Genomic DNA, 21,927 nt, shown 5'->3' with positions numbered 1-21,927 from the left:
TAACCCGCCGATCACGCGCCGTGGGCGGGGTGCGGCGGAGATCTTCGTCGGCGTGCTGCCACAAGGTGACGGCATGACGATGATGACGCGGGCCGAGGTCGGCGCGCTCGGTGAGCGGTTGGCCGTCGAGCACCTGAGTGATCTCGGGCTGCGGATCGTGGCCCGGAACTGGCGCTGCCGTTACGGCGAGTTGGATGTGATCGCCGTCGACCCGGTCACCGACACGGTGATTTTCGTCGAGGTCAAAACCCGTACCGGTAACGGCTTCGGCGGGCTGGCGCAGGCGGTGACCCCGCAGAAGGCCCGCCGGCTGCGTCGGCTGGCCGGAATCTGGTTGGCCGCTCAAGATCAGGGCTGGACGGCGGTGCGGATCGACGTGATCGGCGTGCGGATCGGTCGGCGGCGCAACCCGGAGCTCACCCATCTGCAAGGCGTCGGCTGATGGCCCTCGGCCGGGCGTTCTCGGTCGCGGTGCTGGGCCTGGACGGTCAGATCGTCGAGATCGAAGCCGACATCACTTCCGGCCTGCCCGGTGTGCACCTGGTGGGTCTTCCGGACGCCGCGCTGCAAGAGTCTCGTGACCGGGTGCGCGCCGCGATCACCAACTGCAACAACAGTTGGCCGATGTCGCGTCTGACGCTGGCGCTCTCACCGGCGACGCTGCCGAAAATGGGATCGGTGTACGACCTGGCCCTGGCCGCCGCGGTGTTGTCCGCGCAGCGGAAAAAGCCTTGGCGGCAACTGCAGGCCGCGGTCGTGCTGGGCGAGCTCGCACTCGACGGCCGGGTCCGTCCGGTCCGCGGGGTGCTACCGGCGGTGCTGGCGGCCAAGAGCGCGGGCTGGGGGACAGCGGTGGTACCGGTGGAAAACCTGCCCGAAGCAAGCCTTGTCGACGGTATCGAGGTCTGGGGTGTGCGCACGCTGGGGCAACTGCTGGGCTGGCTCAATGGTGCTGCGCGCCTTGACGAATCGACCAGTAAGTCGATTCCCGACACGGAGCAACCCGCGGATCTGGCTGACGTGGTAGGGCAGTCTCAGGCGCGATTCGCGGTGGAGGTCGCCGCCGCCGGGTCGCATCATCTGATGCTGACCGGGCCGCCCGGAGTTGGTAAAACCATGCTGGCACAACGCCTTCCCGGAATACTTCCGTCGCTGTCGGGTGGCGAGTCCCTCGAGGTCACCGCGATCCATTCGGTGGCCGGGCTGCTTTCCGATGCGACACCGCTGATCACCCGGCCCCCGTTCGTGGCGCCGCATCACAGCTCGAGCGTGGCCGCCCTCGTCGGCGGTGGCACCGGAACGGCCCGGCCCGGTGCCGTGAGCCGGGCCCACCGCGGCGTGCTCTTTCTCGACGAGTGCGCGGAGATCGGCGTCAGAGCGTTGGAGGCGTTGCGAACGCCATTGGAAGAAGGCGAGATTCGGCTTGCCCGCCGCGACGGTGTGGCGTGCTATCCGGCACGCTTCCAGTTGGTGCTGGCGGCCAATCCGTGTCCGTGCGCGCCGGCCGACCCGCAAGACTGCCTCTGCGCGGCAACGGTGAAGCGTCGTTATCTCGGCCGGTTGTCCGGGCCACTTCTCGACCGCGTCGATTTGCGGGTGCAGATGAATCCCGTGCGAATGAGCGTGTTCTCGACCGCCGAGGCCGAGTCGACGGAGCAGGTCCGCAACCGCGTGACGGTGGCCCGCGACGCCGCAGCGCAGCGCTGGCACGAGCATGGGTTCCGGACCAATGCCGAAGTGAGCGGAACACTGCTACGACGCCGGTTCCGGCTCGGCAACGCGGCGATGGAGCCGTTGCGGTCGGCGCTGGATCGCGGGGTGCTGAGCATCCGCGGGCTCGATCGGACACTGCGGGTCGCGTGGACGCTGAGCGACCTTGCCGGGCGCACGTCACCGGGACGCGACGAGGTGGCCACCGCGCTCAGCTTCCGCCAGCCCGGGGCGTCGCGATGACCGACACGATTCAGCGCGCGTGGGCGTACCTGTCCCGGGTGGTGGAGCCGCCCTGCGCGGAACTCGCCGCCTTGGCGGCCGCGGTCGGGCCGGTCGAGGCCGCTGAACGAGTGCGGCGCGGCGCTGTCGACGACGCCCTGGCCCGACGCACTCAAGCCAGGCGCGACATCGACCGGGCCGCCGAAGATCTCGAGCTCCTCGCACGTCGTGGTGGTCGCTTGATCACCGCAGCGGACGACGAGTGGCCGACGCTGGAATTCACGGCGTTCCACGGAGCGCCGGTCGCAGCCAAAGCCGAGGGCAGGCCTCCACTTGCGCTGTGGCTACTCGGCCCGGCACGACTCGATGACGCCGCACGACGCGCTGCGGCCATCGTCGGAACCCGTGCCGCGACCAGCTACGGCGAGCATGTCTGCGCCGACCTCGCCGTCGGTCTGGCCGAGCGCGATGTCGCGGTCATCTCCGGTGGCGCCTACGGTATCGACGGGTCGGCGCACCGGGCCGCCCTGTCCGTCGACGGCATCACGGTGGCGGTGCTCGCCGGCGGAATCGACATTCCCTATCCGGCAGGTCATTCCGCGCTGCTCCATCGCATCGCCCGGGACGGACTGCTGGTCACCGAATACCCGCCGGGAGTCAGGCCCGCCCGGCACCGCTTCCTGACCCGCAACAGGCTGGTGGCCGCCGCCGCGGGGGCTTCGGTGGTGGTGGAGGCGGGTTTGCGCAGCGGCGCCGCCAACACCGCCGCCTGGGCGCGAGCCCTGGGCCGAGTCGTCGGGGCAGTGCCCGGCCCGGTGACCTCTTCGGCATCGAGCGGGTGTCACGCGCTGCTGCGCGGCGGCGCCGAATTGATCACCCGCGCCGAGGATGTCGTCGAGTTGGTCGGCCGGATGGGTGAACTCGGCTCCGAACCGAGCGGTCCGGCGAATCCCCTCGACGGACTGGACGACGTGGAACGGCGGGTCTACGAGGCGCTACCTGGACGCGGCGCCGCCACTGTCGACGAGATTGCGATCGCCGCCGCAATAGATCCGGCCCGGATCCTGGCCCCGTTGGCGATGCTCGAGATCGCCGGCCTGGCCGAACGTCAGGACGGCTGCTGGCGGATCGTCCGAACTCGTAGGCAACCGGCATGAAACGCGCGCCTCTATAGTCGAGTGGGGCGGTGCCGAACGAGAGGATCCAGGTGGCAGGTCGACCAGTGCACACGTTCGAAGTGGTGCGCACCGAACAACTCACGTCTCACATGGTCCGGGTTGTACTGGGCGGCAACGGTTTCGACACATTCACGCCCAGCGAATTCACCGACTCCTACGTCAAGCTGATTTTCGTGGCCGATGACGTCGACGTGGCCGCACTGCCGCGCCCCCTGACGTTGGACTCCTTCAACGGTCTGCCGGAAGCCAGGAAGCCGGTGGTGCGGACCATCACGGTCCGGCGCGCGGACCCGGCCGCCCGCGAGATCGCGGTCGACATCGCGGTGCACGGCGACCATGGCGCCGCCGGACCATGGGCGGCGACAGCGCAACCCGGGCAGCCGATGTACCTGATGGGCCCGAGCGGGGCCTATGCCCCCGACCCGACGGCCGATTGGCATCTGCTGGCCGGCGACGAGACCGCGCTACCGGCGATCAGTGTTGCGCTGGAAGCGCTGCCCGCCAATGCAATTGGCAAGGTCTTCATCGAGATCGCCGAACCCGAGGACGAAGTTCCGCTGACCGCACCGGAAGGTGTCCAGATCAACTGGCTGTACCGGGGCGGCCGGGCCGACCTGGTCGGAGCTGACCGGGCCGGTGACAACGCGCCGCTGGTGGAAGCGGTCAAGACGGCTTTCTGGCTGCCCGGCCAGGTACATGCCTTCGTCCACGGTGAGGCGCAGGCAGTCATGCACAATCTCCGGCCCTACATCCGCAAAGAGCGTGGCGTCGAGGCGAAGTGGGCATCGATTTCGGGGTATTGGCGGCGTGGTCGCACCGAGGAGACCTTCCGGCAGTGGAAGAAGGAACTCGCCGCGGCCGAGGCCGGAGCCCAGTAGGGCACTGTCCGCCCGAGCCGTCGGCTGGCATGCTCGTCGCATGGCATTCGGCGACTATCAGAACGAGATTTACCTGCAGGGCCTCGGCGGAGTGGTGCCCAAGTTGCCGATGGTCTTCGCGGAGCTCGAAGCCAAGGCCGAGAAGGCGTTGCCGCCGTCGATCTGGTCGTACGTCGCAGGCGGGGCCGGCGACGAGCGCACCCAACGGGCCAACGCCGAAGCGTTTCAGGGCTGGGGTCTTGTTCCGCGGATGTTCGTCGGCGCCGCCCAACGCGATCTGAGCGTCGACCTGTTCGGTCTGACATTGCCGAGCCCGCTGTTCATGGCGCCGATCGGCGTCATCGCCCTGTGCGCGCAGGACGGCCATGGCGATCTGGCCACCGCCCGCGCCGCGGCCCGCACCGGGGTGCCGATGGTGATGTCGACGCTCACCGAGGACCCGCTCGAAGACGTCGCCGGTGAATTCGGTGACACGCCCGGCTTCTTTCAGCTCTACACCCCGACCGATCGGGATCTGGCCGCCAGCTTGGTGCATCGTGCCGAAGCCGCCGGTTTCAAGGGCATCGTCGTCACGCTGGACACTTGGGTCACCGGTTGGCGCCCACGCGATCTGAGCACGTCGAACTTTCCCCAACTGCGTGGCAAGTGTCTGAGCAACTACACCAGTGACCCCGTCTTCCGGGCGAGCCTGGCGCAGAGCCCGGAGGAGAATCCGCAGGGCGCGGTGCTGAAGTGGATCTCGATCTTCGGCAACCCGTTGACATGGAACGACCTGCCGTGGCTGCGCTCGCTGACCACGCTGCCGCTGATCGTGAAGGGGATCTGCCACCCCGAGGATGCGCGCCGGGCCAAGGACGGCGGGGTCGACGGCATCTACTGCTCCAACCACGGGGGCCGCCAGGCCAACGGGGGACTGCCCGCGCTGGACTGCCTGCCGGGCGTGGTGGAGGCGGCCGACGGGCTGCCGGTGCTGTTCGACTCAGGGATCCGCAGCGGCGCCGACGCGGTCAAGGCGCTGGCTCTCGGTGCCACCGCGGTCGGCGTCGGGCGGCCGTACGCCTACGGCCTGGCGCTCGACGGCGTCGACGGCGTCGAGCACGTTTTGCGGTCGCTCCTGGCCGAAGCCGACCTCACGATGGCCGTCGACGGCTATCCGACGCTGAAAGATCTCACTCCGGACACTCTGCGGCGCGTCATCTGAGCGCAAGCGCGTGTGTTTGCGACCGTGAGGTAGTGGAGGCGATCCTCGACGAGTTCGACAGCTACCTGGACCTGCAGTGCCTGCGCTCGGCGCACACCCGCCGCGCGTACCTGGGCGACCTGCGGTCCTTGTTCGCGTTCCTCGCCGAGCGCGCACCGGATGCCGGCCTGCAGGCACTGAGCCTGCCGATCCTGCGGTCGTGGCTGGCGGCCGGGGCGGGAGCCGGCGCCGCCCGCACCACGCTGGCCCGTCGCACCTCGGCGGTCAAGACGTTCACCGCGTGGGCGGTGCGACGCGGACTGCTGGCCGGTGACCCGGCGACCCGGTTACAGGTGCCCAAGGCGCGCCGGGCGCTGCCCTCGGTCCTGCGGCAGGACCAGGCCCTGGCCGCCATGTCGGCGGCCAAATCCGGTTCACAGCAGGGCGATCCGCTGGCCCTGCGGGACCGTCTGATCGTCGAGTTGTTGTACGCCACCGGTATTCGCGTGAGTGAGCTGTGCGGGCTGGACATCGACGACATCGACACCGGGCACCGGATACTGCGGGTGCTCGGCAAGGGCAACAAGCAGCGCAGTGTGCCGTTCGGCGAGCCGGCCGCGGACGCGCTGCGGGCATGGCTGGCCGACGGCCGTCCGGCGCTGGTCAGCCCGGAATCCGGCCCGGCGTTGCTGCTCGGGGCGCGGGGCGGACGACTCGACGTTCGGCAAGCCCGGACCGTGGTGCACCAGACGGTCGGCGCAGTCGAGGGTGCACCGGACATGGGCCCGCACGGACTGCGGCACACCGCGGCGACCCATCTCCTCGAAGGCGGTGCCGACCTGCGCATCGTGCAAGAACTCCTGGGCCATTCGAGCCTGGCCACGACGCAGCTCTACACCCACGTCACCGTGGCCCGGCTGCGGGCGGTGCACGACCAGGCCCATCCCCGGGCCTGAGGCGGGTGAGGGCAGCCGGGACTGTCGCTCGAAGCGGCGTTCTAGCGATGCAGCGGCTTGAGCCGAACCGGTGTCGACGCCAAGAGCCCCAGCGGATCGACGTAGTCGGCCCGCGAGGCCGGGCCCCACATCGCGCCCCAGTGCAGGCAGGCCGGGGCCGAACAACCGGCGTGCCCGGTGAGCAGTTCACCGATCTCGGTCCCAGCGGCCACGCGTTGCCCGACTCTCACGGTGGCCCGGACGGGCTCGTAGCTGGTGTGCAGGCCGCCCGGATGGGACAGCGACACCAGCTGGCGGCCGGCCAGTGTTCCGGCGTACACCACCGTCGCGTCGCCGGCCGCGTACACCGGCTGACCCTCCGCCCCGGCCAGGTCCACACCGCGGTGACCACGGGTCCAGTTCGGTGACGGGGCATCGAACGCCCGCACCACCCGCGGCTCCGGCCGCAGCGGCCACTGCAGCCGGACTACCTCGGCGCCGGCAGGTAGGGCGCAGACCAGCAGCAAGACCGAGATCGTCGCCGTCCATCGCACTCGCTCAGTTCATCGTGCCGCCCACGCAGCGGCCAGCCAGCGCTGTGGACAAAGCACCTGGCCGCGGCGTGTAAACTTCTGTGCGCAGCCCGTACCACGAGCTGACTTCGCGCGTCTGCACCGCGTCTCCCGTTCCATTAGGAGTTCGCACCGCGTGCCGAGCGGTCCCGCCTCCGAGCAGCACCGGCGGGTTCGGCTTCGCAGCAGTCGCCAGGGCCCGACTACACCCGTCGCCGGGCATCAACCGAGCACAAAGGACATGGCCACCATGGCTGTCGTAACCATGAAGCAGCTGCTGGACAGCGGCACCCACTTCGGGCATCAGACCCGTCGCTGGAACCCCAAGATGAAGCGGTTCATCTTCACCGACCGCAACGGCATCTACATCATCGACCTGCAGCAGACGCTGACCTTCATCGACCAGGCGTACGAGTTCGTCAAAGAGACTGTCGCGCACGGTGGTTCGGTGTTGTTCGTCGGCACCAAGAAGCAGGCGCAGGAATCCATCGCCGCCGAGGCGACCCGGGTGGGCATGCCGTACGTCAACCAGCGCTGGCTGGGCGGCATGCTGACCAACTTCTCCACCGTGCACAAGCGCCTGCAGCGCCTCAAGGAGCTCGAGGCGATGGAGCAGACCGGTGGATTCGAGGGTCGCACCAAGAAGGAAATCCTGATGCTGACCCGGGAGAAGAACAAGCTCGACCGCAGCCTGGGCGGTATCCGCGACATGGCGAAAGTTCCGTCGGCGGTCTGGGTCGTCGACACCAACAAGGAGCACATCGCCGTCGGTGAGGCCCGCAAGCTGGGCATCCCGGTCATCGCGATCCTGGACACCAACTGCGACCCGGACCTGGTCGACTACCCGATCCCGGGCAACGACGACGCGATCCGCTCGGCGGCTCTGCTGACCAAGGTGATCGCCTCCGCGGTGGCCGAAGGCCTGCAGGCGCGGGCCGGTGTGGGCCGCGCCGACGGCAAGCCCGACGCCGAGGGTGCCGAGCCGCTGGCCGAATGGGAGCAGGAGCTGCTCGCGTCGGCTACCGCCACCGCCGCGCCGGCCGAGCAGGCCGCCGCGGTCGCATCTGAATCAACCACCGAATCTTCGTAGGAAAGGCTGAGCAGTGGCCAACTTCACCGCTGCCGACGTCAAGCGTCTTCGTGAGCTGACCGGCGCCGGCATGCTCGACTGTAAAAACGCCCTCGCCGAAAGCGACGGCGACTTCGACAAGGCCGTCGAGGCGTTGCGGATCAAGGGCGCCAAGGACGTCGGCAAGCGCGCTGAGCGCGCCACCGCCGAAGGTCTGGTGGCGGCCAAGGACGGCGCGCTGATCGAGCTCAACAGCGAGACCGACTTCGTCGCCAAGAACGCGGAGTTCCAAAAGGTCGCCGACGAGATCGTCACCGCGGCGGCTGCCGCCAAGGCGACTGACGTCGACGCGCTCAAGGCTGCCAAGATCGGCGACAAGACGGTCGAGCAGGTCATCGCCGAGCTGTCGGCGAAGATCGGCGAGAAGCTCGAGCTGCGCCGGGCTGCCTACTTCGACGGCACCGTCGAGACCTACCTGCACAAGCGCGCCGCCGACCTGCCCCCCGGCGTCGGTGTGCTGGTGGAGTACACGGGCGGGGAGAAAGAGGCCGCGCACTCTGCTGCCTTGCAGATCGCCGCGCTCAAGGCGCGCTACCTGTCGCGCGATGACGTGCCCGAAGACGTCGTGGCCAGCGAACGGCGCATCGCCGAGGAGACCGCGAAGGAAGAGGGCAAGCCGGAGCAGGCTCTGCCCAAGATCGTCGAGGGCCGGCTGAACGGTTTCTTCAAGGACGCTGTCCTGTTGGAGCAGCCTTCGGTGTCGGACAGCAAGAAGTCCGTCAAGGCGCTGCTCGACGAGGCCGGAGTCACCGTCACCCGGTTCGTCCGCTTCGAGGTCGGCCAGCAGTAGCATCAGCCGAATGCGACATGTCCACGCATTCGGCGACGACGCTCTCGGCCACCTCGACGCAGTCGGGGTGGCCGAGGCCGTCGAATCCGGTGGGCTAAGCCGCGCAGAAGTCGTCGAGGCGGCCATCGCCCGGACCGAGTCGGTCAATGCTTCGCTGAATGGCTTGGCGTTCAACGCGTTTGACCGCGCCCGGACGCAAGCGCAGGCGCCGCCGGCGGCGGGTTCGTTCAGCGGTGTCCCGACCTTCGTCAAGGACAATGTCGATGTCGGCGGGCTGCCGACGATGCGCGGGACCGACGCGTGGCCGCCGCGACCCGCCGACGCCGACAGCGAATTCGCCCGGATGTACCTGGCTACCGGGATGACGCCGCTGGGTAAGACCCGGATGTCGGAATATGGATTCAGCGCCTCGGCCGAACATCCCCGGCTGGGACCGGTACGCAATCCATGGGACACCGACCACACCGCCGGTGCCTCGTCGTCAGGCTCGGGCGCATTCGTGGCCGCGGGCGTGGTGCCGATTGCGCATGCCAACGACGGCGGCGGGTCGATTCGAATCCCCGCATCGTGCAACGGACTTGTCGGTCTCAAGCCATCGCGTGGTCGACTGCCGCTGGACAAAGAGGTTCGGCAGATGCCGATCCGGATTGTTGCCAACGGTGTGCTGAGCCGATCGGTGCGCGACACCGCGGCGTTCTACGCGGAAGCCGAGCGCATCTGGCCGGCCACCAAGCTCCCGCTGATCGGTCACGTGCAGCACCCCGGCACCAAGCGGCTGCGGATCGCCGCGGTCACCCATTCGCTGCTGCGGGAATCCAGCCCCGAGGTTCGCGAGCTCACGTTGAAAACGGCGAGCCTGCTCGAAGAGCTCGGCCACCGCGTCGATCATCTCGAAAAGCCGCCAGTGCCAACTAGTTTCGTGCCCGACTTCGTGTTGTACTGGGGTTTGCTGGCGTTGGGTCAAATCCAGCAGAACAAGCGGGCCTACCCAGAATTCGACGTGACCCGGCTGGACAATCTGACTCGCGGCCTGCATCGGCACGCGCAACGCAACCTGCACAAGGTTCCGCTCGCGCTGCTGCGACTGTCCCGCACGCGCCGGTATACGACGCGCCTGGCTCGCACCTACGACGTGGTGCTGACACCGACGTTGGCCGACGAGACGCCGCAGATCGGTTATCTCGACCCGATGGCCGACTACGAACAGATCATCGACCGGCTACAGGGCTGGGTCGCGTTCACGCCGCTCCAGAACGTGACGGGGGAGCCGGCCATCTCGCTACCGTTGGCGATGTCCGCCAACGGATTGCCGGTCGGAATGATGTTCTCCGCCTCGACCGGGCACGAAGCCCGTTTGCTGGAGCTGGCATACGAACTCGAAAGCGCCCGGCCCTGGGCGCGGATCGACCAGCAGACCTAGTCGGGCCCCAGGGTCGCCAGCATTCGTTTGAGCTCGCGTTGCTGCGGTGCAGAAAGCTTGGCCAGGACGCGCGCGTCGGCCTCGCCGACCGCGGCCTCGGCCCGCTTCAACAGCGCCCGACCATCGGCGGTGAGCGATGCGGGCAGCGCTCGCCCAGAGGCCACCGAGGCGGGACGCGCCACGTAGTGCGCGTTCTCCAGCCGGTGCAACACCGTGTTCATCGCCTGAGGAGAGACATTGCCCAGCCGGGCCAGCTCCGCGCTGGACAGCCCGGGATTCATGGAAAGCATTCGCATGCAGACGAATTCGGGAAGCGTCAGGCTCAGCGGACTCAACGCGGCCGACACTTCCGGCCGGAGCGTGGCCATGACCTGAAACAGCAGATACCCCAGCGGTGCGTCCTCGGTTGCGCCCATATCAATAATGTTGACATATATCAGTCTGATTGATATATCTGGGGTATGACTGAAACGCAGAAGTTCGATTTCGATTTCGACCCGGCTTACCGTGGCGAGGCTGCGGAGTTCGCGGGCGGTCGCCCGCCGTGGAGCCTGGGCGAGCCGCAACCTGACATCGCCGCACTCATCGACCAGGGCAAGATCACCGGTGCGGTGCTCGACGCCGGATGCGGGGAGGCGGCCCTGTCGCTGCACATGGCGGCGTTGGGCCACAACACCGTGGGACTCGATGCCTCGCCCACTGCGATCGAGCTGGCGAAGGCGGAGGCCGCCAGGCAAGGACTGACCTCGGCGTCGTTCGCGGTGGCCGACATCTCCGACTTCTCCAGTTACCCACCCGGTTCCGAAGCGCGGTTCGACACTGTCGTGGACAGCACCCTGTTCCACTCCATGCCCGTCGAGCTACGTGAGGGTTACCAGCGCTCGATCGTGCGGGCCGCCAAGCCGGGTGCGTCGTACTACGTGCTGGTGTTCGCCAAGACCGGCGAAGGCGCGCCGGCCAATCCCGTGACCGAGGACGAGCTCCGCGAGGTGGTGTCGAAATATTGGGTCATCGACGAGATCCGGCCGGCGCGCATCCACGGCAACTTCCACAACGCCGACGATCCCGAGTTTCCGTTCAGGAACGTGCGTGACGAAGGCAACGGCCGCAAGTCGCTACCGGCCTGGCTGCTGTCAGCCCATCTGGGCTGAGGCATCGACCCTACGAAAGTTCCTACGTCCCAACGAGTTGACCAAACCCCTCGATGTGCTTGTGCACATCGAGGGGTCCGTCGTAGACCTGTGCGGCGCCGGCTTCTTGCAGGGCCTGTTTCGGGGTGCCACCGCTGAGCACCGCCGCAGCCGGCACGCCGGCGCGTTGTGCGGCGTGGACATCCCAGACCGCGTCGCCGAGGAACAGCGCCTCGGCGGGCTTGGCGTCGACACGCTGCAGCGCGGTGGCCACGATGTCGGGGTGCGGCTTGGCGCGTTCGGCATCGGCCGACGATGTAACGGCGTCGATGAGATCTTCGCAGTCGAGTGCGCTGCGCAGTAATTCGAGCTCTTCTTCGCCCGCGGACGTGGCGAGCACCGAACGCCAGCCTTGTGCGCGGACGGCCTCGAGCAGTTCGCGAGCACCGGGAAGCCGACGCACCTGCGACGCGGACTCGAGAAAGTACTTCGTGTGCAGCTTTTTCGCCTCTTTGCCGTGCTGGTCGGCCAACTCTTCACCGAGAAGTTCTTCGATCAGTTCCTCGCCGGACCGCCCGATCTGCCCCAGAATGCGCCAGCACGGCACGTCCTGGCCGACGTCGAGAAACGCGTGCTGCCAGGCGATGACATGGTGGAAGTTGGAGTCGACCAGCGTGCCGTCGACGTCGAACAGGACGGTGGTCTGAGCCATCGCAGTGGAACCTTTCGGTGGAATTGGGGCACGCGGTGGGTACCCCGAACCAGACCCGATAACGCAGCAATCCCATAGTCGGCCGGGACACCCACCGTGACCGGCGCGGACACCGAGGACAGCCACCGAGGCACGAGAGGTGAGCAATGGCGAAGACCACCAAAGACGGTAAGCCCAAGAAGAACGAGCTGCCGAGCACCCTGGAGCGTTCAAACGCAAAGGCGCAGCGCACCTTTGCCAAAGCACACGACGCCGCCGCCGATGAGTACGGCAGCGAAGAGCGGGCCCATCGAGTTGCCTACGCGGCGCTCAAGCGCAGCTTCGAAAAGGTCGGTGATCGCTGGCTGGCCAAGAAGGAGAGCGGGCCGTCGGATGCGCGCGCGGAGCGGGGAGGCTTGCACAACCCCGTCCCCTCCGAGGAAGGCGTCGACGCCAATGCCAGCAAGAAGCATTTGCTCGACATCGCACGAAAGCTCGACATCGCCGGACGCTCGACGATGGACAAGTCGCAATTGGTCGACGCCATCAAGAAATACAACCGCAAAGTACGGGGCCGCTAGCCGCGACCGGACCGGCCACGGCACCGAAAGTCGTTGCTGATCGTTGCCGGCACACGGGCGCAGATTGCCGAGTGGCTATTCGGGTATGCGAGCGCCATGAGTGTCAGAGATCACAGGTCAGCTGAGGTGCGCGAGCAGGCGCAGGATCAGGCCGAGCGAGCCCGGGCTGCGATGGCAGACCGGCGCGACAGTAAAGCCGGCGGCGTGAGTGGCTGGATTGCCGAACGAGCCGGCGTGTGGGATCTCAGTGGGCCCGACGAGGACGTCCTGCAGCGTTCGAAGTTCTTCTGGAATGTATTGCTGGACTACTGGTTTCGGATGGAAATCGACGGCTGGGAGAACGTCGGCAAGCCCCCGGCTCTCTTGGTGGGCATCCATTCCGGTGCGCCATTCGTATGGGACGCCTGGACGGTGGGTCTGCAGTGGTGGCGACGATTCGGGTCGGAGCGCACTTTGCATGGCACGGCCCACGACGCGTTGATGGCCATTCCGGGTTTCGGCCACTACTTCCGCTCGATGGGGGTGTTGCCCGCGGCGCCGGATGCCATCGCGACCGCGTTAGCCGAGGGCCACGACGTGGCGTTGTGGCCGGGGGGAGAAGTGGATTCGCTGCGACCCTGGCGTGAGCGTGATCGCGCGAACCTGGCCGGGCGCACAGGCTTCGTGAAGATGGCGATTCGCGCCGGCGTGCCGATCGTGCCGATCGCGACCGTCGGTGGCGCCGATGCCATGCCGGTATTGATCCGCGGGGATCGGCTCTCCCGGGTGCTACGCCTCGATAAATTGCTGCGCCTCAAGGTCTTTCCGCTCGCGATATCGCTTCCCTGGGGGATAGCCCCCGCCGCTCTGCCGCAGTTCCCGCTGCCCGCTAAGATCCGCACCAGGTTCATGCCTGCCGTTGAAATCGACAGCGATCCGGCGCGCGCCGATGATGACGAGTACGTCGACCGCAAGTACCACGAGGTCGAGGACAGCATTCAGCGCGGAATGGACGCGCTGGCCCGCAGGCGGGCGCTTCCGGTGTTCGGCTAGGGAAAGACGTCTGACACGCGACAAGGCCCGGTCCGTGATGGACCGGGCCTTGTCTGCGGCGTACTTAGTCTTGGTGAGCCTGCTGGCGCTTCTCAGCGGCCTCTTCAGCACCGCGAGCAGCCTCGGCTTCGGCTTCCTTCTTGGCCACGTCGCGCTGAGCAGAAGCCTTGTCCTGCTGAGCCTGACCCTCTTCTTTGAGGTCGTCGTGGCCGATGACGCTGCCGACGGCCTCTTTGGCAAGGCCCTTGGCACCCTCGACTACACCCTTGATGCCTTCTGCAGGCCCGCTCTTGTTGTCGTCCGACATGAAGTCCTCCTGTTGGCTTGCGCCTGATCGTCGCCGGCCCGGGGTCTGGACCGGTCTCGGCGTGGTGGGGAGCGCGTCACGCGTCCCCCTCGCGCCTCAGCACTGGCTGTTCCCCTGGTGCCGAAGCGCCAAACGTTGTCGACCGCCGTGTCGCCCGGTGTCGGAGCCCTCGGGTCGCGAAGGCCTGGTAGGAGCACCGGCTGCCCGAGTGTGATGCCGGACACCGCGAATTCGGCCGGCACGGACAAAGCCGTCCACTCTCGGGACGTGCCGCCTGGCGATGAGGCAGGATGGACCCGGCTGTTTCGGGGACAGCCGTCGCAAGGACAGCTGGAGAGCGTCGTCGGTGTGCAAGGAGTCAGATGGCGGAGCAGGGTAGCAACGGCGCCGGGTCGTCCGACCGGCCTCATTACACCCGCGTGTTGCTCAAACTCGGTGGCGAGATGTTCGGCGGTGGTCAGGTGGGACTCGACCCGGATGTGGTGGCGCAAGTCGCCCGGCAAATCGCCGAGGTGGTCCGAACCGGCGTGCAGGTCGCGGTGGTGATCGGCGGCGGCAACTTCTTTCGCGGCGCACAGCTGCAGCAGCGCGGGATGGAGCGCACCCGCTCGGACTACATGGGAATGCTCGGTACCGTGATGAACAGCCTTGCGCTGCAGGACTTTCTGGAGAAAGAGGGCATAGCCACCCGGGTCCAGACGGCGATCACCATGGGCCAGGTGGCCGAGCCGTACCTGCCACTGCGTGCCGTGCGCCACCTGGAGAAGGGACGGGTCGTCATCTTCGGCGCCGGCATGGGCCTGCCGTACTTCTCGACGGACACCACCGCCGCGCAGCGCGCCCTGGAGATCGGTGCCGACGTGGTGTTGATGGCCAAAGCGGTCGACGGGGTGTTCACCGAGGATCCACGGATCAATCCCGCTGCCGAACTCTTCACGGCGATCTCGCACCGCGAGGTCATCGAGCGCGGGCTTCAGGTGGCCGACGCCACCGCGTTCAGTTTGTGCATGGACAATCGCATGCCGATCCTGGTTTTCAACTTGTTGACCGATGGCAATATCGCTCGGGCCGTTGCGGGTGAGAAGATCGGAACGCTTGTAACGACGTAGAAGGGACGAGCGGCCGAAAATGCCCGCCGACGATGATGCAGAGCTTTGCGATGAGGAGCGGCGGAAATGCCCGCCGACGACGATGCAGAGCTTTGCGATGATGAGGAGCGGCGGAAATGATTGACGAGACACTCTTTGACGCTGAAGAGAAGATGGAAAAGGCCGTGGCCGTGAGTCGCGACGACCTGTCGACCATCCGTACCGGCCGCGCGAACCCCAGCATGTTCAACCGCGTCAACATCGACTACTACGGTTCTGCGACCCCGATCACCCAGCTGGCCAGCATCAACGTCCCGGAAGCGCGGCTGGTCGTCATCAAGCCCTACGAAGCCGGTCAGCTCGGCAACATCGAGGCGGCCATCCGCAACTCAGATCTCGGCGTCAACCCGACCAACGACGGCACGCTGATCAGGATCGCGGTACCGCAGCTGACCGAGGAGCGTCGCCGCGAACTGGTCAAGCAGGCCAAAGCCAAGGGCGAGGACGCCAAGGTGTCGGTCCGCAACATCCGCCGCAAGGCGATGGAGGAACTGCACCGGATCCGCAAAGACGGCGAAGCCGGCGAGGACGAGGTCGGCCGCGCCGAGAAGGATCTCGACAAGTCCACCCAGCAGTACGTGACCCAGATCGAGGACCTGGTCAAGCACAAGGAAGGCGAGCTGCTGGAGGTCTAGCGGCCGCTCAGCAGACGACGTCCGTGGCAGAAACTGATACCGGCGCAGGTATCCCGACCGGGGATTCGGTGGCGCAGCCCGCGCAGAAGAAGTCGCGGGCCGGCCGTAACCTACCCGCCGCTATCGCGGTGGGTGCCGCGTTGGCGTTCACCATCGTGGCAATCCTGATCTGGGACCGCTACCTCTGGGTGCTGCTGGTGGCCGCCGCGATGCCCGTCGCCACCCACGAGGTGATACGCCGGCTGCGCGAGGCGGGCTACGTCATCCCCGCGATTCCGTTGCTGGTTGGAACTCAGTTGATGATCTGGCTGACCTGGCCCTACCACGCGGCGGGCGCGTTGGCGGGTTTCGGCGTGACCGCGGTGGTCTGTATGTTCTGGCGGCTGGCGCTCGGTGCGACGTCCGCGCCGGAGGGATCCGCCGACTCGCCGTCGGGAAACTACCTGCGCGACGTCGCCGCCTCGGTCTTTCTGGCGGCGTGGGTGCCGCTGTTCGCGTCGTTCAGTGTGCTGCTGGTCTACCCACCGAACGGTTCGGGCCGGGTGTTCTGCCTGATGATCGGCGTGGTGGCTTCCGATGTCGGCGGCTACGCGGTCGGAGTGCTGTTCGGCAAGCATCCGATGGTCCCGTCGATCAGCCCGAACAAGTCGTGGGAGGGCCTGGCCGGTTCGCTGCTCTTCGGCGTCACCGCCGTCACGCTGGCCGCAGTGCTGCTGGCCCACCGGCCGGTGTGGATCGGGGTGCTGCTGGGCCTGACGATCGTGGCCACCGCAACGCTGGGTGACCTGGTCGAGTCGCAGATCAAGCGGGACCTGGGTATCAAGGACATGGGCCGGATCCTGCCCGGCCACGGCGGCCTGATGGACCGGCTGGACGGGACGCTGCCATCGGCGGTGGCGACCTGGACCGTCCTGACGCTGCTGCCCTGAGGTCCCGGTGAAGCAAGAGCTGGTATTTGAAGCACCCCGTCGCGCGCTGCCGCCGCGACACCTGGCCGACCTCGACGAAGCCGCCATCGCCGAAGCCGTTGCGGCACTGGGCCTGCCGGCGTTTCGGGCCAGGCAGCTGGCCAACCAATACTTCGGCCGGCTGATCGCCGACCCGCAGCAGATGACCGACCTGCCGGCAGCGGTTCGCGGTCCCGTCGCCGAGGCGCTGTTCCCGACCCTGCTCACGTCGGCCCGCGACATCACCTGCGACGCAGGCGAAACGCGGAAGACGCTGTGGCGGGCGGTCGACGGAACGACGTTCGAATCGGTGCTGATGCGCTACCCGAAGCGCAACACCGTCTGCATCTCGTCGCAGGCGGGCTGCGGCATGGCCTGCCCGTTCTGTGCGACGGGTCAGGGCGGTCTGACCCGCAATCTGTCCGCGGCCGAGATCGTCGAGCAGGTGCGTTGCGCGGCGGTGACGCTTCGTGACGAGTGGGGCGACCGGTTGTCCAACATCGTCTTCATGGGGATGGGGGAGCCGCTGGCCAACTATGCCCGGGTGCTGACCGCGGTCCGCCGCATCACCGGGTCGGCGGACAAGGGTGCCGGCTTCGGCATATCGGCGCGCTCGGTGACGGTGTCGACGGTCGGGCTGGCCCCGGCCATCCGCAGGCTGGCCGACGAACGGCTTGGGGTGACGTTGGCGTTGTCGCTGCACGCGCCCGACGATGAATTGCGCGACACCCTGGTGCCGGTGAACAACCGGTGGAAGGTCGGCGAGGCGCTGGATGCCGCGCATTATTACGCCGAGCAGACCGGTCGGCGGGTGTCGGTGGAGTACGCCCTGATCCGCGACGTCAACGATCAGCCTTGGCGCGCGGAGCTGCTGGGCAAGCGGCTGCACAGGGCGCTGGGCCCACTGGTGCACGTCAACCTGATTCCGTTGAACCCGACTCCGGGCAGCGAATGGGATGCCAGCCCGAAGCCGGTGGAGCGCGAGTTCGTACGCCGGGTCCGGGCGGCGGGCGTGGCCTGCACGGTGCGCGATACCCGGGGCCGTGAGATTGCCGCCGCGTGCGGCCAGTTGGCCGCCGAAGGCGGGTAGCTGGAGCGGACGCGTTTCTACCTGAGCGTGCGGCCAGCTGGCCGCCGAAGGCGGGTAGCTGGAGCGGACGCGCTTCTGCCCGAGCGTGCGGCCAGTTGGCCGCCGAAGGCGGGTAGCTGGAGCGGACGCGATTCTGCCCGGGCGTGCGGCCAGTTGGCCGCCGAAGGTTGAGTGCAAATTGCGGGTTCGGGGTAATCGCATGCATCACAGCCCCAAGGAGGAGAGCGGATGAGAACGATGAGAAGCCTGGCCCTGCTCGTAGGCGCCGTCGCAGTGGTGCTCGGATTGGTCGCCGCGCCACAAGCCTCAGCCGCCGACGAGCGTCTGCAGTTCAGCGGCACCACGGTGTCGGGCGCGCCGTTCAATGGCGCGAGCTTGCAGGGCAAACCGGCGGTGTTGTGGTTCTGGACGCCGTTCTGCCCGTTTTGTAATGCCGAAGCCCCGACCTTGAGCCAGGTCTCGGCCGCGAACCCGGGCGTCGCATTCGTCGGGGTGGCGGCGCACTCCGATCCCGCCGCGCAACAGGCTTTCGTGTCGAAGTACAACCTGAACTTTCCCAACTTGAACGACGCCGACGGTTCGATCTGGGCTCGCTACAACGTGCCGTGGCAGCCGGCGTGGGTGTTCTACCGTGCCGATGGCACGTCCACCTTCGTCAACAACACCACCTCGGCCATGACGCAGCAGGAGCTTTCCGATCGAGTGGCGGCGCTGAAGTCCTGACCCGGTCGAGACGGCAATGGATCAGCGGCTGATCAGTCTGGCGTTCGCCGCCGGGCTGGTCGCCGCGCTGAACCCGTGCGGGTTCGCTCTGCTGCCGGCATATCTGGTGCTGGTGGTCCGGCGGGAGGGCGCGGCCGTGTCGACCGGCCTGGCCGCGGTGGGGCGTGCTCTTGCCGCGACGGCCGCAATGGGGCTTGGATTTCTGACGGTTTTCGGTGCCTTCGGCGCGTTGACGGTTTCGGCCGGCGGCGTGCTGCAGCGGTACCTGCCGTACCTGACCGTCGTGATCGGCATCGTGATCGTCGCGCTGGGGGGCTGGCTGCTCGCCGGCCGCGAGTTGACGGTGTCAGCCCCGTGGTCCTCCCGGCTGGCGCCGACCGCTCGGCTGGGTTCGATGTACGGCTACGGAGTGAGCTACGCGATCGCCTCGCTCTCCTGCACGGTGGGGCCGTTTCTTGCGGTCACGACCGCGGGTCTACGACGGCAGTCGTTGATCGGCAGCGTCGCGGTATACCTCGCCTACATCGCGGGTCTGACGCTGGTGGTCGGGGTGCTGGCGGTGGCCGCCGCAACGGCGAGTTCGGCGGCCGTCACCCGGCTGCGCCGCGTTTTGCCCTACGTCAACCGGGTCGGCGGGGCATTGCTGATCGTCGTCGGGCTGTATGTCGGTTACTACGCGAGCTATGAAATCGCGTTACAGACCGGAGCCCCGGGCCCGGACGCGGTGATCGCCCTGGCGGCACGCGTGCAGGGCGCATGGGCGGGTTGGGTGTTGCGACACGGCGGGTGGCCGTGGATATGGGCGCTCGCGCTATTGGTGACCGGCGTTGCCGCCGCTGCCGCATATCGGCGGACGCGGCACCCCGTCGTACTAGCGGAGCCAGCCGCGCCGGCGGCCCCACCAGTCGCGCACGAGGAAGAATAAGCCCAGTAGCGCGAAGCCGATCACCCAGAGGTCTTCGACGTGGCCCACGTGGTTGCCACGCAGGAATGCCACCAACAGCCCGATGATCAGCAGACCGGTCAGGTGCCAGGTGCGGTAGTTGATCTTGCTCCAGCCCCAGTCCGCGGACGGCACGTCAGCGACGTGGACTCCGTCGGAGCGCTCCACCTCGGTACTGGCCACGGCAAACTCCTCGGGTCGGGATCGGGACGTCAGCACATTCTGGCATATCGGGATTCGTCGGGCGCGCCGGTGGCGCGGCACAATGGATGGGTGTCCACCCGCCCCGACCGCCGTCTGAAGACCCTGGTGCTCGGCAGCACCGGCTCGATCGGCACCCAGGCACTCGAGGTCATCGCCGCCAACCCCGACCGCTTCGAACTGGTCGGGCTGGCCGCCGGTGGAAGCCATCCAGACCTGCTCGCTCGGCAGCGGGACCAGACCGGGGTGACCAACCTCGCCGTCGCCGACGAGCGCGCCGCGCAGAGCATCGGCGGCGTCACCTACACCGGTCCCGAGGCCGCCACCCGGTTGATCGAGAACACCGAGGCCGACGTCGTGCTCAACGCGCTGGTCGGCGCGCTCGGTCTGCAGCCGACATTGACCGCGCTGGCGTCCGGCGCTCGGCTGGCCCTGGCGAACAAGGAATCGCTGATCGCGGGCGGACCGCTGGTGCTGGCCGCCGCGCAGCCCGGACAGATCGTGCCGGTGGACTCCGAGCACTCCGCGCTGGCGCAGTGCCTCCGCGGAGGAAGTGCCGACGAAGTCGCCAAGCTGGTGCTCACCGCGTCCGGCGGACCCTTCCGGGGCTGGTCGGCCGCTCAGCTAGAGGGCGTGACACCCGAGCAGGCCGGCGCCCATCCGACCTGGTCGATGGGTCCGATGAACACCCTCAACTCGGCGTCGCTGGTCAACAAGGGGCTCGAGCTCATCGAGGCGCACCTGCTTTTCGGCATCCCCTACGGCCGCATCGACGTCGTCGTTCACCCGCAGTCGATCGTGCACTCGATGGTGACCTTCACCGACGGATCGACGGTCGCCCAGGCCAGTCCGCCCGACATGAAGTTGCCGATCGCGCTGGCCCTGGGCTGGCCGGATCGGGTGCCGGGAGCGGCTGCGGCCTGCGACTTCTCCACCGCGTCGACATGGGAGTTCGAACCGCTGGATGACGCGGTCTTTCCCGCTGTCGCGCTGGCCCGCCGGGCCGGCGAGACGGGTGGTTGCATGACCGCGGTCTACAACGCCGCCAACGAAGAGGCGGCGGAGGCGTTTCTGGCCGGACGGATCGGGTTTCCGGCGATCGTGCAAACAATTGGCGATGTCCTGAGCGCCGCGGACCAGTGGGCCGCAGAACCCGCTACCGTGGAAGACGTACTCGAAGCGCAGCGCTGGGCACGTGAACGCGCGCGCAATGCGGTCACACAGGAGGTTTCACCGACCCGATGATGTTCGTTATCGGCATCGTGCTTTTCGCGCTCGCCATTCTGATCTCGGTGGCGCTGCACGAATGCGGCCACATGTGGGTCGCGCTGGGCACCGGCATGAAGGTGCGCCGTTACTTCGTGGGCTTCGGCCCGACCGTGTGGTCGACCCGTCGCGGCGAGACCGAGTACGGGCTCAAGGCGATCCCGGCCGGTGGCTTCTGCGACATCGCCGGCATGACGTCGGTCGAAGAACTCCAGCCCGACGAGCACGAGCGCGCGATGTACAAACAGAAGACCTGGAAGCGGGTCGCCGTTTTGTTCGCCGGTCCGGGGATGAACTTCGTGATCGGGCTGGTCCTGATCTACGCGATCGCCGTCATCTGGGGCCTGCCGAACCTGCATCCCACCGCGGTGATAGGTCAGACCGCTTGTGCGGCAAGCGAAATCAAGCAGGGCGACTTCGAGAAATGCACGGGCGACGGTCCAGCGGCCGCCGCCGGCATCCGCGCCGGCGACGTGGTGCTCAAGGTCGACGGCAAGCCGGTGAGCGACTTCTCCGACATGGCCGGTGTGGTGCAGAAACTGCACGGCACCGTCCCCGTCGTGATCAAGCGTGACGGCCAGACGATGACCAAATACGTGGAGATCACCCAGCGGCAGCGCTGGGTCACCGACGGCAAGGGCGGTGCGAAACCCGCCACGCTGGGGGTGATGGGAGTCGTCGGCACCCAACCCGGACCCACCCAGTACAACCCGATCACCGCGGTGCCGGCCACCTTCGGCTTCACCGGCAACCTGACAGTGCTGCTGGGCAAGTCACTGATCGCGATCCCGACGAAGGTCGGCGCGCTGGTCCACGCGATCGGAGGCGGCGAGCGCTCGCTCGACACCCCGATCAGCGTCGTCGGTGCGAGCATCATCGGCGGAGACACCGTGGACCACGGCGTGTGGGTGGCCTTCTGGCTGTTCCTGGCGCAGCTGAACTTCATCCTCGGCGTGATCAACCTGGTGCCGTTGTTGCCGTTCGACGGCGGACACATCGCGATCGCGCTGTTCGAGAAGCTGCGCAACATGATTCGCACGGCCCGCGGCAAAGTCGCGGCGGCGCCGGTCAACTACCTCAAGCTGATGCCCGCAACGTACGTAGTGTTGGTGTTGGTCGTCGGTTACATGCTGCTGACGGTGACCGCGGACGTGGTCAACCCGATCCGGCTGTTCCGGTAGCGCTGCCCCGCGGCGCTATGCCGCAGGCGCAACCGAAG

General features: G+C 67.6%; 25 protein-coding genes. 20 read left to right on the top strand and 5 right to left on the bottom strand.

Annotated features, from left to right (window positions below; genetic code table 11):
• Positions 1-73: 73 nt before the first annotated feature.
• The 6 genes from ACZYW1_RS03125 to ACZYW1_RS03100 are packed head-to-tail and all read left to right on the top strand — an operon-like array spanning position 74 to position 6,124.
• Positions 74-442 carry a YraN family protein gene (locus tag ACZYW1_RS03125; RefSeq protein ID WP_463787654.1) on the top strand — a complete coding sequence of 123 codons (369 nt, stop codon included), beginning with the start codon at positions 74-76 and terminating at the stop codon, positions 440-442.
• Positions 442-1,953: a YifB family Mg chelatase-like AAA ATPase gene (locus ACZYW1_RS03120; protein ID WP_463783187.1), complete on the top strand. Its 1,512-nt coding sequence runs from the start codon at positions 442-444 to the stop codon at positions 1,951-1,953. The genes ACZYW1_RS03125 and ACZYW1_RS03120 overlap by 1 nt, the downstream gene beginning before the upstream one ends.
• A complete protein-coding gene (dprA, locus tag ACZYW1_RS03115) occupies positions 1,950-3,089 on the top strand; it encodes a DNA-processing protein DprA (RefSeq protein ID WP_463783186.1) in 1,140 nt (379 codons plus the stop codon). Before ACZYW1_RS03120 ends, dprA begins: the two co-directional genes overlap by 4 nt.
• Before the next feature lie 50 nt (positions 3,090-3,139).
• Positions 3,140-3,988, top strand: coding sequence for a siderophore-interacting protein (locus ACZYW1_RS03110; protein WP_463783185.1), 849 nt, complete (start codon positions 3,140-3,142; stop codon positions 3,986-3,988).
• 40 nt (positions 3,989-4,028) lie between these two features.
• Complete coding sequence (locus tag ACZYW1_RS03105) at positions 4,029-5,189, top strand: lactate 2-monooxygenase (RefSeq protein ID WP_463783183.1); 1,161 nt, start codon at positions 4,029-4,031, stop codon at positions 5,187-5,189.
• A gap of 32 nt (positions 5,190-5,221) precedes the next feature.
• Positions 5,222-6,124 carry a tyrosine recombinase XerC gene (locus tag ACZYW1_RS03100; RefSeq protein WP_463783182.1) on the top strand — a complete coding sequence of 301 codons (903 nt, stop codon included), beginning with the start codon at positions 5,222-5,224 and terminating at the stop codon, positions 6,122-6,124.
• 41 nt (positions 6,125-6,165) lie between these two features.
• On the opposite strand, the gene ACZYW1_RS03095 is transcribed toward ACZYW1_RS03100, so the two are convergent.
• Positions 6,166-6,657: a M23 family metallopeptidase gene (locus ACZYW1_RS03095; protein WP_463783180.1), complete on the bottom strand. Its 492-nt coding sequence runs from the start codon at positions 6,655-6,657 to the stop codon at positions 6,166-6,168.
• Positions 6,658-6,925: 268 nt separating this feature from the next.
• Here ACZYW1_RS03095 and rpsB point away from each other — a divergent pair, with 268 nt between their 5' ends.
• Genes rpsB through ACZYW1_RS03080 form a run of 3 tightly spaced genes read left to right on the top strand, consistent with a single transcriptional unit; the run spans position 6,926 to position 10,014 of the window.
• Complete coding sequence (gene rpsB, locus ACZYW1_RS03090) at positions 6,926-7,765, top strand: 30S ribosomal protein S2 (RefSeq protein ID WP_463783178.1); 840 nt, start codon at positions 6,926-6,928, stop codon at positions 7,763-7,765.
• A gap of 13 nt (positions 7,766-7,778) precedes the next feature.
• The gene (gene tsf / locus ACZYW1_RS03085; protein ID WP_463783176.1) at positions 7,779-8,594 is read left to right on the top strand and encodes a translation elongation factor Ts; all 816 of its coding nucleotides are present in this window, start codon (positions 7,779-7,781) and stop codon (positions 8,592-8,594) included.
• A 10-nt stretch (positions 8,595-8,604) separates the two neighbouring features.
• Entirely contained in the window at positions 8,605-10,014 is a 1,410-nt protein-coding gene (locus tag ACZYW1_RS03080) for an amidase (RefSeq protein WP_463783174.1), read from the top strand.
• On the opposite strand, the gene ACZYW1_RS03075 is transcribed toward ACZYW1_RS03080, so the two are convergent.
• On the bottom strand, positions 10,011-10,430 hold the full coding sequence (locus tag ACZYW1_RS03075; RefSeq protein WP_463783173.1) for a MarR family winged helix-turn-helix transcriptional regulator: 420 nt from the start codon (positions 10,428-10,430) through the stop codon (positions 10,011-10,013). The genes ACZYW1_RS03080 and ACZYW1_RS03075 overlap by 4 nt on opposite strands.
• A 45-nt stretch (positions 10,431-10,475) precedes the next feature.
• Between ACZYW1_RS03075 and ACZYW1_RS03070 the strand changes: the two genes are divergently transcribed.
• Complete coding sequence (locus ACZYW1_RS03070) at positions 10,476-11,165, top strand: class I SAM-dependent methyltransferase (protein WP_463783172.1); 690 nt, start codon at positions 10,476-10,478, stop codon at positions 11,163-11,165.
• 22 nt (positions 11,166-11,187) lie between these two features.
• Here the strand turns inward: ACZYW1_RS03070 and ACZYW1_RS03065 are convergent, their stop codons facing one another.
• Positions 11,188-11,856, bottom strand: coding sequence for an HAD family hydrolase (locus ACZYW1_RS03065; RefSeq protein ID WP_463783171.1), 669 nt, complete (start codon positions 11,854-11,856; stop codon positions 11,188-11,190).
• A 146-nt stretch (positions 11,857-12,002) separates the two neighbouring features.
• On the opposite strand from ACZYW1_RS03065, the gene ACZYW1_RS03060 reads away from it, so the two are divergent.
• Together ACZYW1_RS03060 and ACZYW1_RS03055 are read left to right on the top strand one after the other, a co-directional pair.
• Complete coding sequence (locus tag ACZYW1_RS03060; RefSeq protein WP_463783169.1) at positions 12,003-12,416, top strand: ChaB family protein; 414 nt, start codon at positions 12,003-12,005, stop codon at positions 12,414-12,416.
• Between the two features lie 96 nt (positions 12,417-12,512).
• Positions 12,513-13,448, top strand: coding sequence for a lysophospholipid acyltransferase family protein (locus ACZYW1_RS03055; RefSeq protein ID WP_463783167.1), 936 nt, complete (start codon positions 12,513-12,515; stop codon positions 13,446-13,448).
• Positions 13,449-13,512: 64 nt separating this feature from the next.
• Here the strand turns inward: ACZYW1_RS03055 and mbp1 are convergent, their stop codons facing one another.
• Positions 13,513-13,755, bottom strand: coding sequence for a microaggregate-binding protein 1 (mbp1, locus tag ACZYW1_RS03050; RefSeq protein ID WP_463783164.1), 243 nt, complete (start codon positions 13,753-13,755; stop codon positions 13,513-13,515).
• A gap of 362 nt (positions 13,756-14,117) precedes the next feature.
• Here mbp1 and pyrH point away from each other — a divergent pair, with 362 nt between their 5' ends.
• From pyrH to ACZYW1_RS03020, 6 genes are all read left to right on the top strand, one after another.
• The gene (gene pyrH, locus ACZYW1_RS03045) at positions 14,118-14,864 is read left to right on the top strand and encodes a UMP kinase (RefSeq protein ID WP_463783162.1); all 747 of its coding nucleotides are present in this window, start codon (positions 14,118-14,120) and stop codon (positions 14,862-14,864) included.
• 116 nt (positions 14,865-14,980) lie between these two features.
• Entirely contained in the window at positions 14,981-15,538 is a 558-nt protein-coding gene (gene frr / locus ACZYW1_RS03040; protein ID WP_463783160.1) for a ribosome recycling factor, read from the top strand.
• 23 nt (positions 15,539-15,561) lie between these two features.
• Entirely contained in the window at positions 15,562-16,467 is a 906-nt protein-coding gene (locus ACZYW1_RS03035) for a phosphatidate cytidylyltransferase (RefSeq protein WP_463783158.1), read from the top strand.
• Between the two features lie 7 nt (positions 16,468-16,474).
• Positions 16,475-17,575, top strand: coding sequence for a dual-specificity RNA methyltransferase RlmN (rlmN, locus tag ACZYW1_RS03030; RefSeq protein ID WP_463783156.1), 1,101 nt, complete (start codon positions 16,475-16,477; stop codon positions 17,573-17,575).
• A gap of 237 nt (positions 17,576-17,812) precedes the next feature.
• A complete protein-coding gene (locus ACZYW1_RS03025) occupies positions 17,813-18,298 on the top strand; it encodes a protein disulfide oxidoreductase (RefSeq protein ID WP_463787653.1) in 486 nt (161 codons plus the stop codon).
• Positions 18,299-18,314: 16 nt separating this feature from the next.
• Positions 18,315-19,223 (top strand): cytochrome c biogenesis CcdA family protein, encoded by a 909-nt coding sequence (locus tag ACZYW1_RS03020; RefSeq protein ID WP_463783154.1) that lies wholly within the window; start codon positions 18,315-18,317, stop codon positions 19,221-19,223.
• Here the strand turns inward: ACZYW1_RS03020 and ACZYW1_RS03015 are convergent.
• Entirely contained in the window at positions 19,170-19,424 is a 255-nt protein-coding gene (locus tag ACZYW1_RS03015; RefSeq protein WP_463783152.1) for a DUF2631 domain-containing protein, read from the bottom strand. The two genes, ACZYW1_RS03020 and ACZYW1_RS03015, sit on opposite strands and share 54 nt — an antisense overlap.
• A 90-nt stretch (positions 19,425-19,514) precedes the next feature.
• Here ACZYW1_RS03015 and dxr point away from each other — a divergent pair, with 90 nt between their 5' ends.
• Positions 19,515-20,687, top strand: coding sequence for a 1-deoxy-D-xylulose-5-phosphate reductoisomerase (dxr, locus tag ACZYW1_RS03010; protein ID WP_463783151.1), 1,173 nt, complete (start codon positions 19,515-19,517; stop codon positions 20,685-20,687).
• Positions 20,684-21,889 carry a M50 family metallopeptidase gene (locus tag ACZYW1_RS03005; protein ID WP_463783150.1) on the top strand — a complete coding sequence of 402 codons (1,206 nt, stop codon included), beginning with the start codon at positions 20,684-20,686 and terminating at the stop codon, positions 21,887-21,889. The genes dxr and ACZYW1_RS03005 overlap by 4 nt, the downstream gene beginning before the upstream one ends.
• Positions 21,890-21,927 lie beyond the last annotated feature (38 nt).

It is taken from the genome of Mycobacterium sp. IDUB_36, assembly GCF_055419225.1.
Note: the sequence above shows the minus strand (reverse complement) of the source record. Positions and strands in the feature narration are given on the sequence as shown.

Excerpts from the sequence above, each read along its gene's own strand:
- ACZYW1_RS03125 (WP_463787654.1), top strand. The coding sequence starts at position 74 with ATGACGATGATGACGCGGGCCGAGGTCGGCGCGCTCGGTGAGCGGTTG.
- ACZYW1_RS03120 (WP_463783187.1), top strand. The coding sequence starts at position 442 with ATGGCCCTCGGCCGGGCGTTCTCGGTCGCGGTGCTGGGCCTGGACGGT.
- dprA (WP_463783186.1), top strand. The coding sequence starts at position 1,950 with ATGACCGACACGATTCAGCGCGCGTGGGCGTACCTGTCCCGGGTGGTG.
- ACZYW1_RS03105 (WP_463783183.1), top strand. The coding sequence starts at position 4,029 with ATGGCATTCGGCGACTATCAGAACGAGATTTACCTGCAGGGCCTCGGC.
- rpsB (WP_463783178.1), top strand. The coding sequence starts at position 6,926 with ATGGCTGTCGTAACCATGAAGCAGCTGCTGGACAGCGGCACCCACTTC.
- ACZYW1_RS03080 (WP_463783174.1), top strand. The coding sequence starts at position 8,605 with ATGCGACATGTCCACGCATTCGGCGACGACGCTCTCGGCCACCTCGAC.
- ACZYW1_RS03075 (WP_463783173.1), bottom strand. The coding sequence starts at position 10,430 with ATGGGCGCAACCGAGGACGCACCGCTGGGGTATCTGCTGTTTCAGGTC.
- ACZYW1_RS03070 (WP_463783172.1), top strand. The coding sequence starts at position 10,476 with ATGACTGAAACGCAGAAGTTCGATTTCGATTTCGACCCGGCTTACCGT.
- ACZYW1_RS03065 (WP_463783171.1), bottom strand. The coding sequence starts at position 11,856 with ATGGCTCAGACCACCGTCCTGTTCGACGTCGACGGCACGCTGGTCGAC.
- ACZYW1_RS03060 (WP_463783169.1), top strand. The coding sequence starts at position 12,003 with ATGGCGAAGACCACCAAAGACGGTAAGCCCAAGAAGAACGAGCTGCCG.
- ACZYW1_RS03055 (WP_463783167.1), top strand. The coding sequence starts at position 12,513 with ATGAGTGTCAGAGATCACAGGTCAGCTGAGGTGCGCGAGCAGGCGCAG.
- mbp1 (WP_463783164.1), bottom strand. The coding sequence starts at position 13,755 with ATGTCGGACGACAACAAGAGCGGGCCTGCAGAAGGCATCAAGGGTGTA.
- pyrH (WP_463783162.1), top strand. The coding sequence starts at position 14,118 with ATGGCGGAGCAGGGTAGCAACGGCGCCGGGTCGTCCGACCGGCCTCAT.
- frr (WP_463783160.1), top strand. The coding sequence starts at position 14,981 with ATGATTGACGAGACACTCTTTGACGCTGAAGAGAAGATGGAAAAGGCC.
- ACZYW1_RS03025 (WP_463787653.1), top strand. The coding sequence starts at position 17,813 with ATGAGAAGCCTGGCCCTGCTCGTAGGCGCCGTCGCAGTGGTGCTCGGA.
- ACZYW1_RS03020 (WP_463783154.1), top strand. The coding sequence starts at position 18,315 with ATGGATCAGCGGCTGATCAGTCTGGCGTTCGCCGCCGGGCTGGTCGCC.
- ACZYW1_RS03005 (WP_463783150.1), top strand. The coding sequence starts at position 20,684 with ATGATGTTCGTTATCGGCATCGTGCTTTTCGCGCTCGCCATTCTGATC.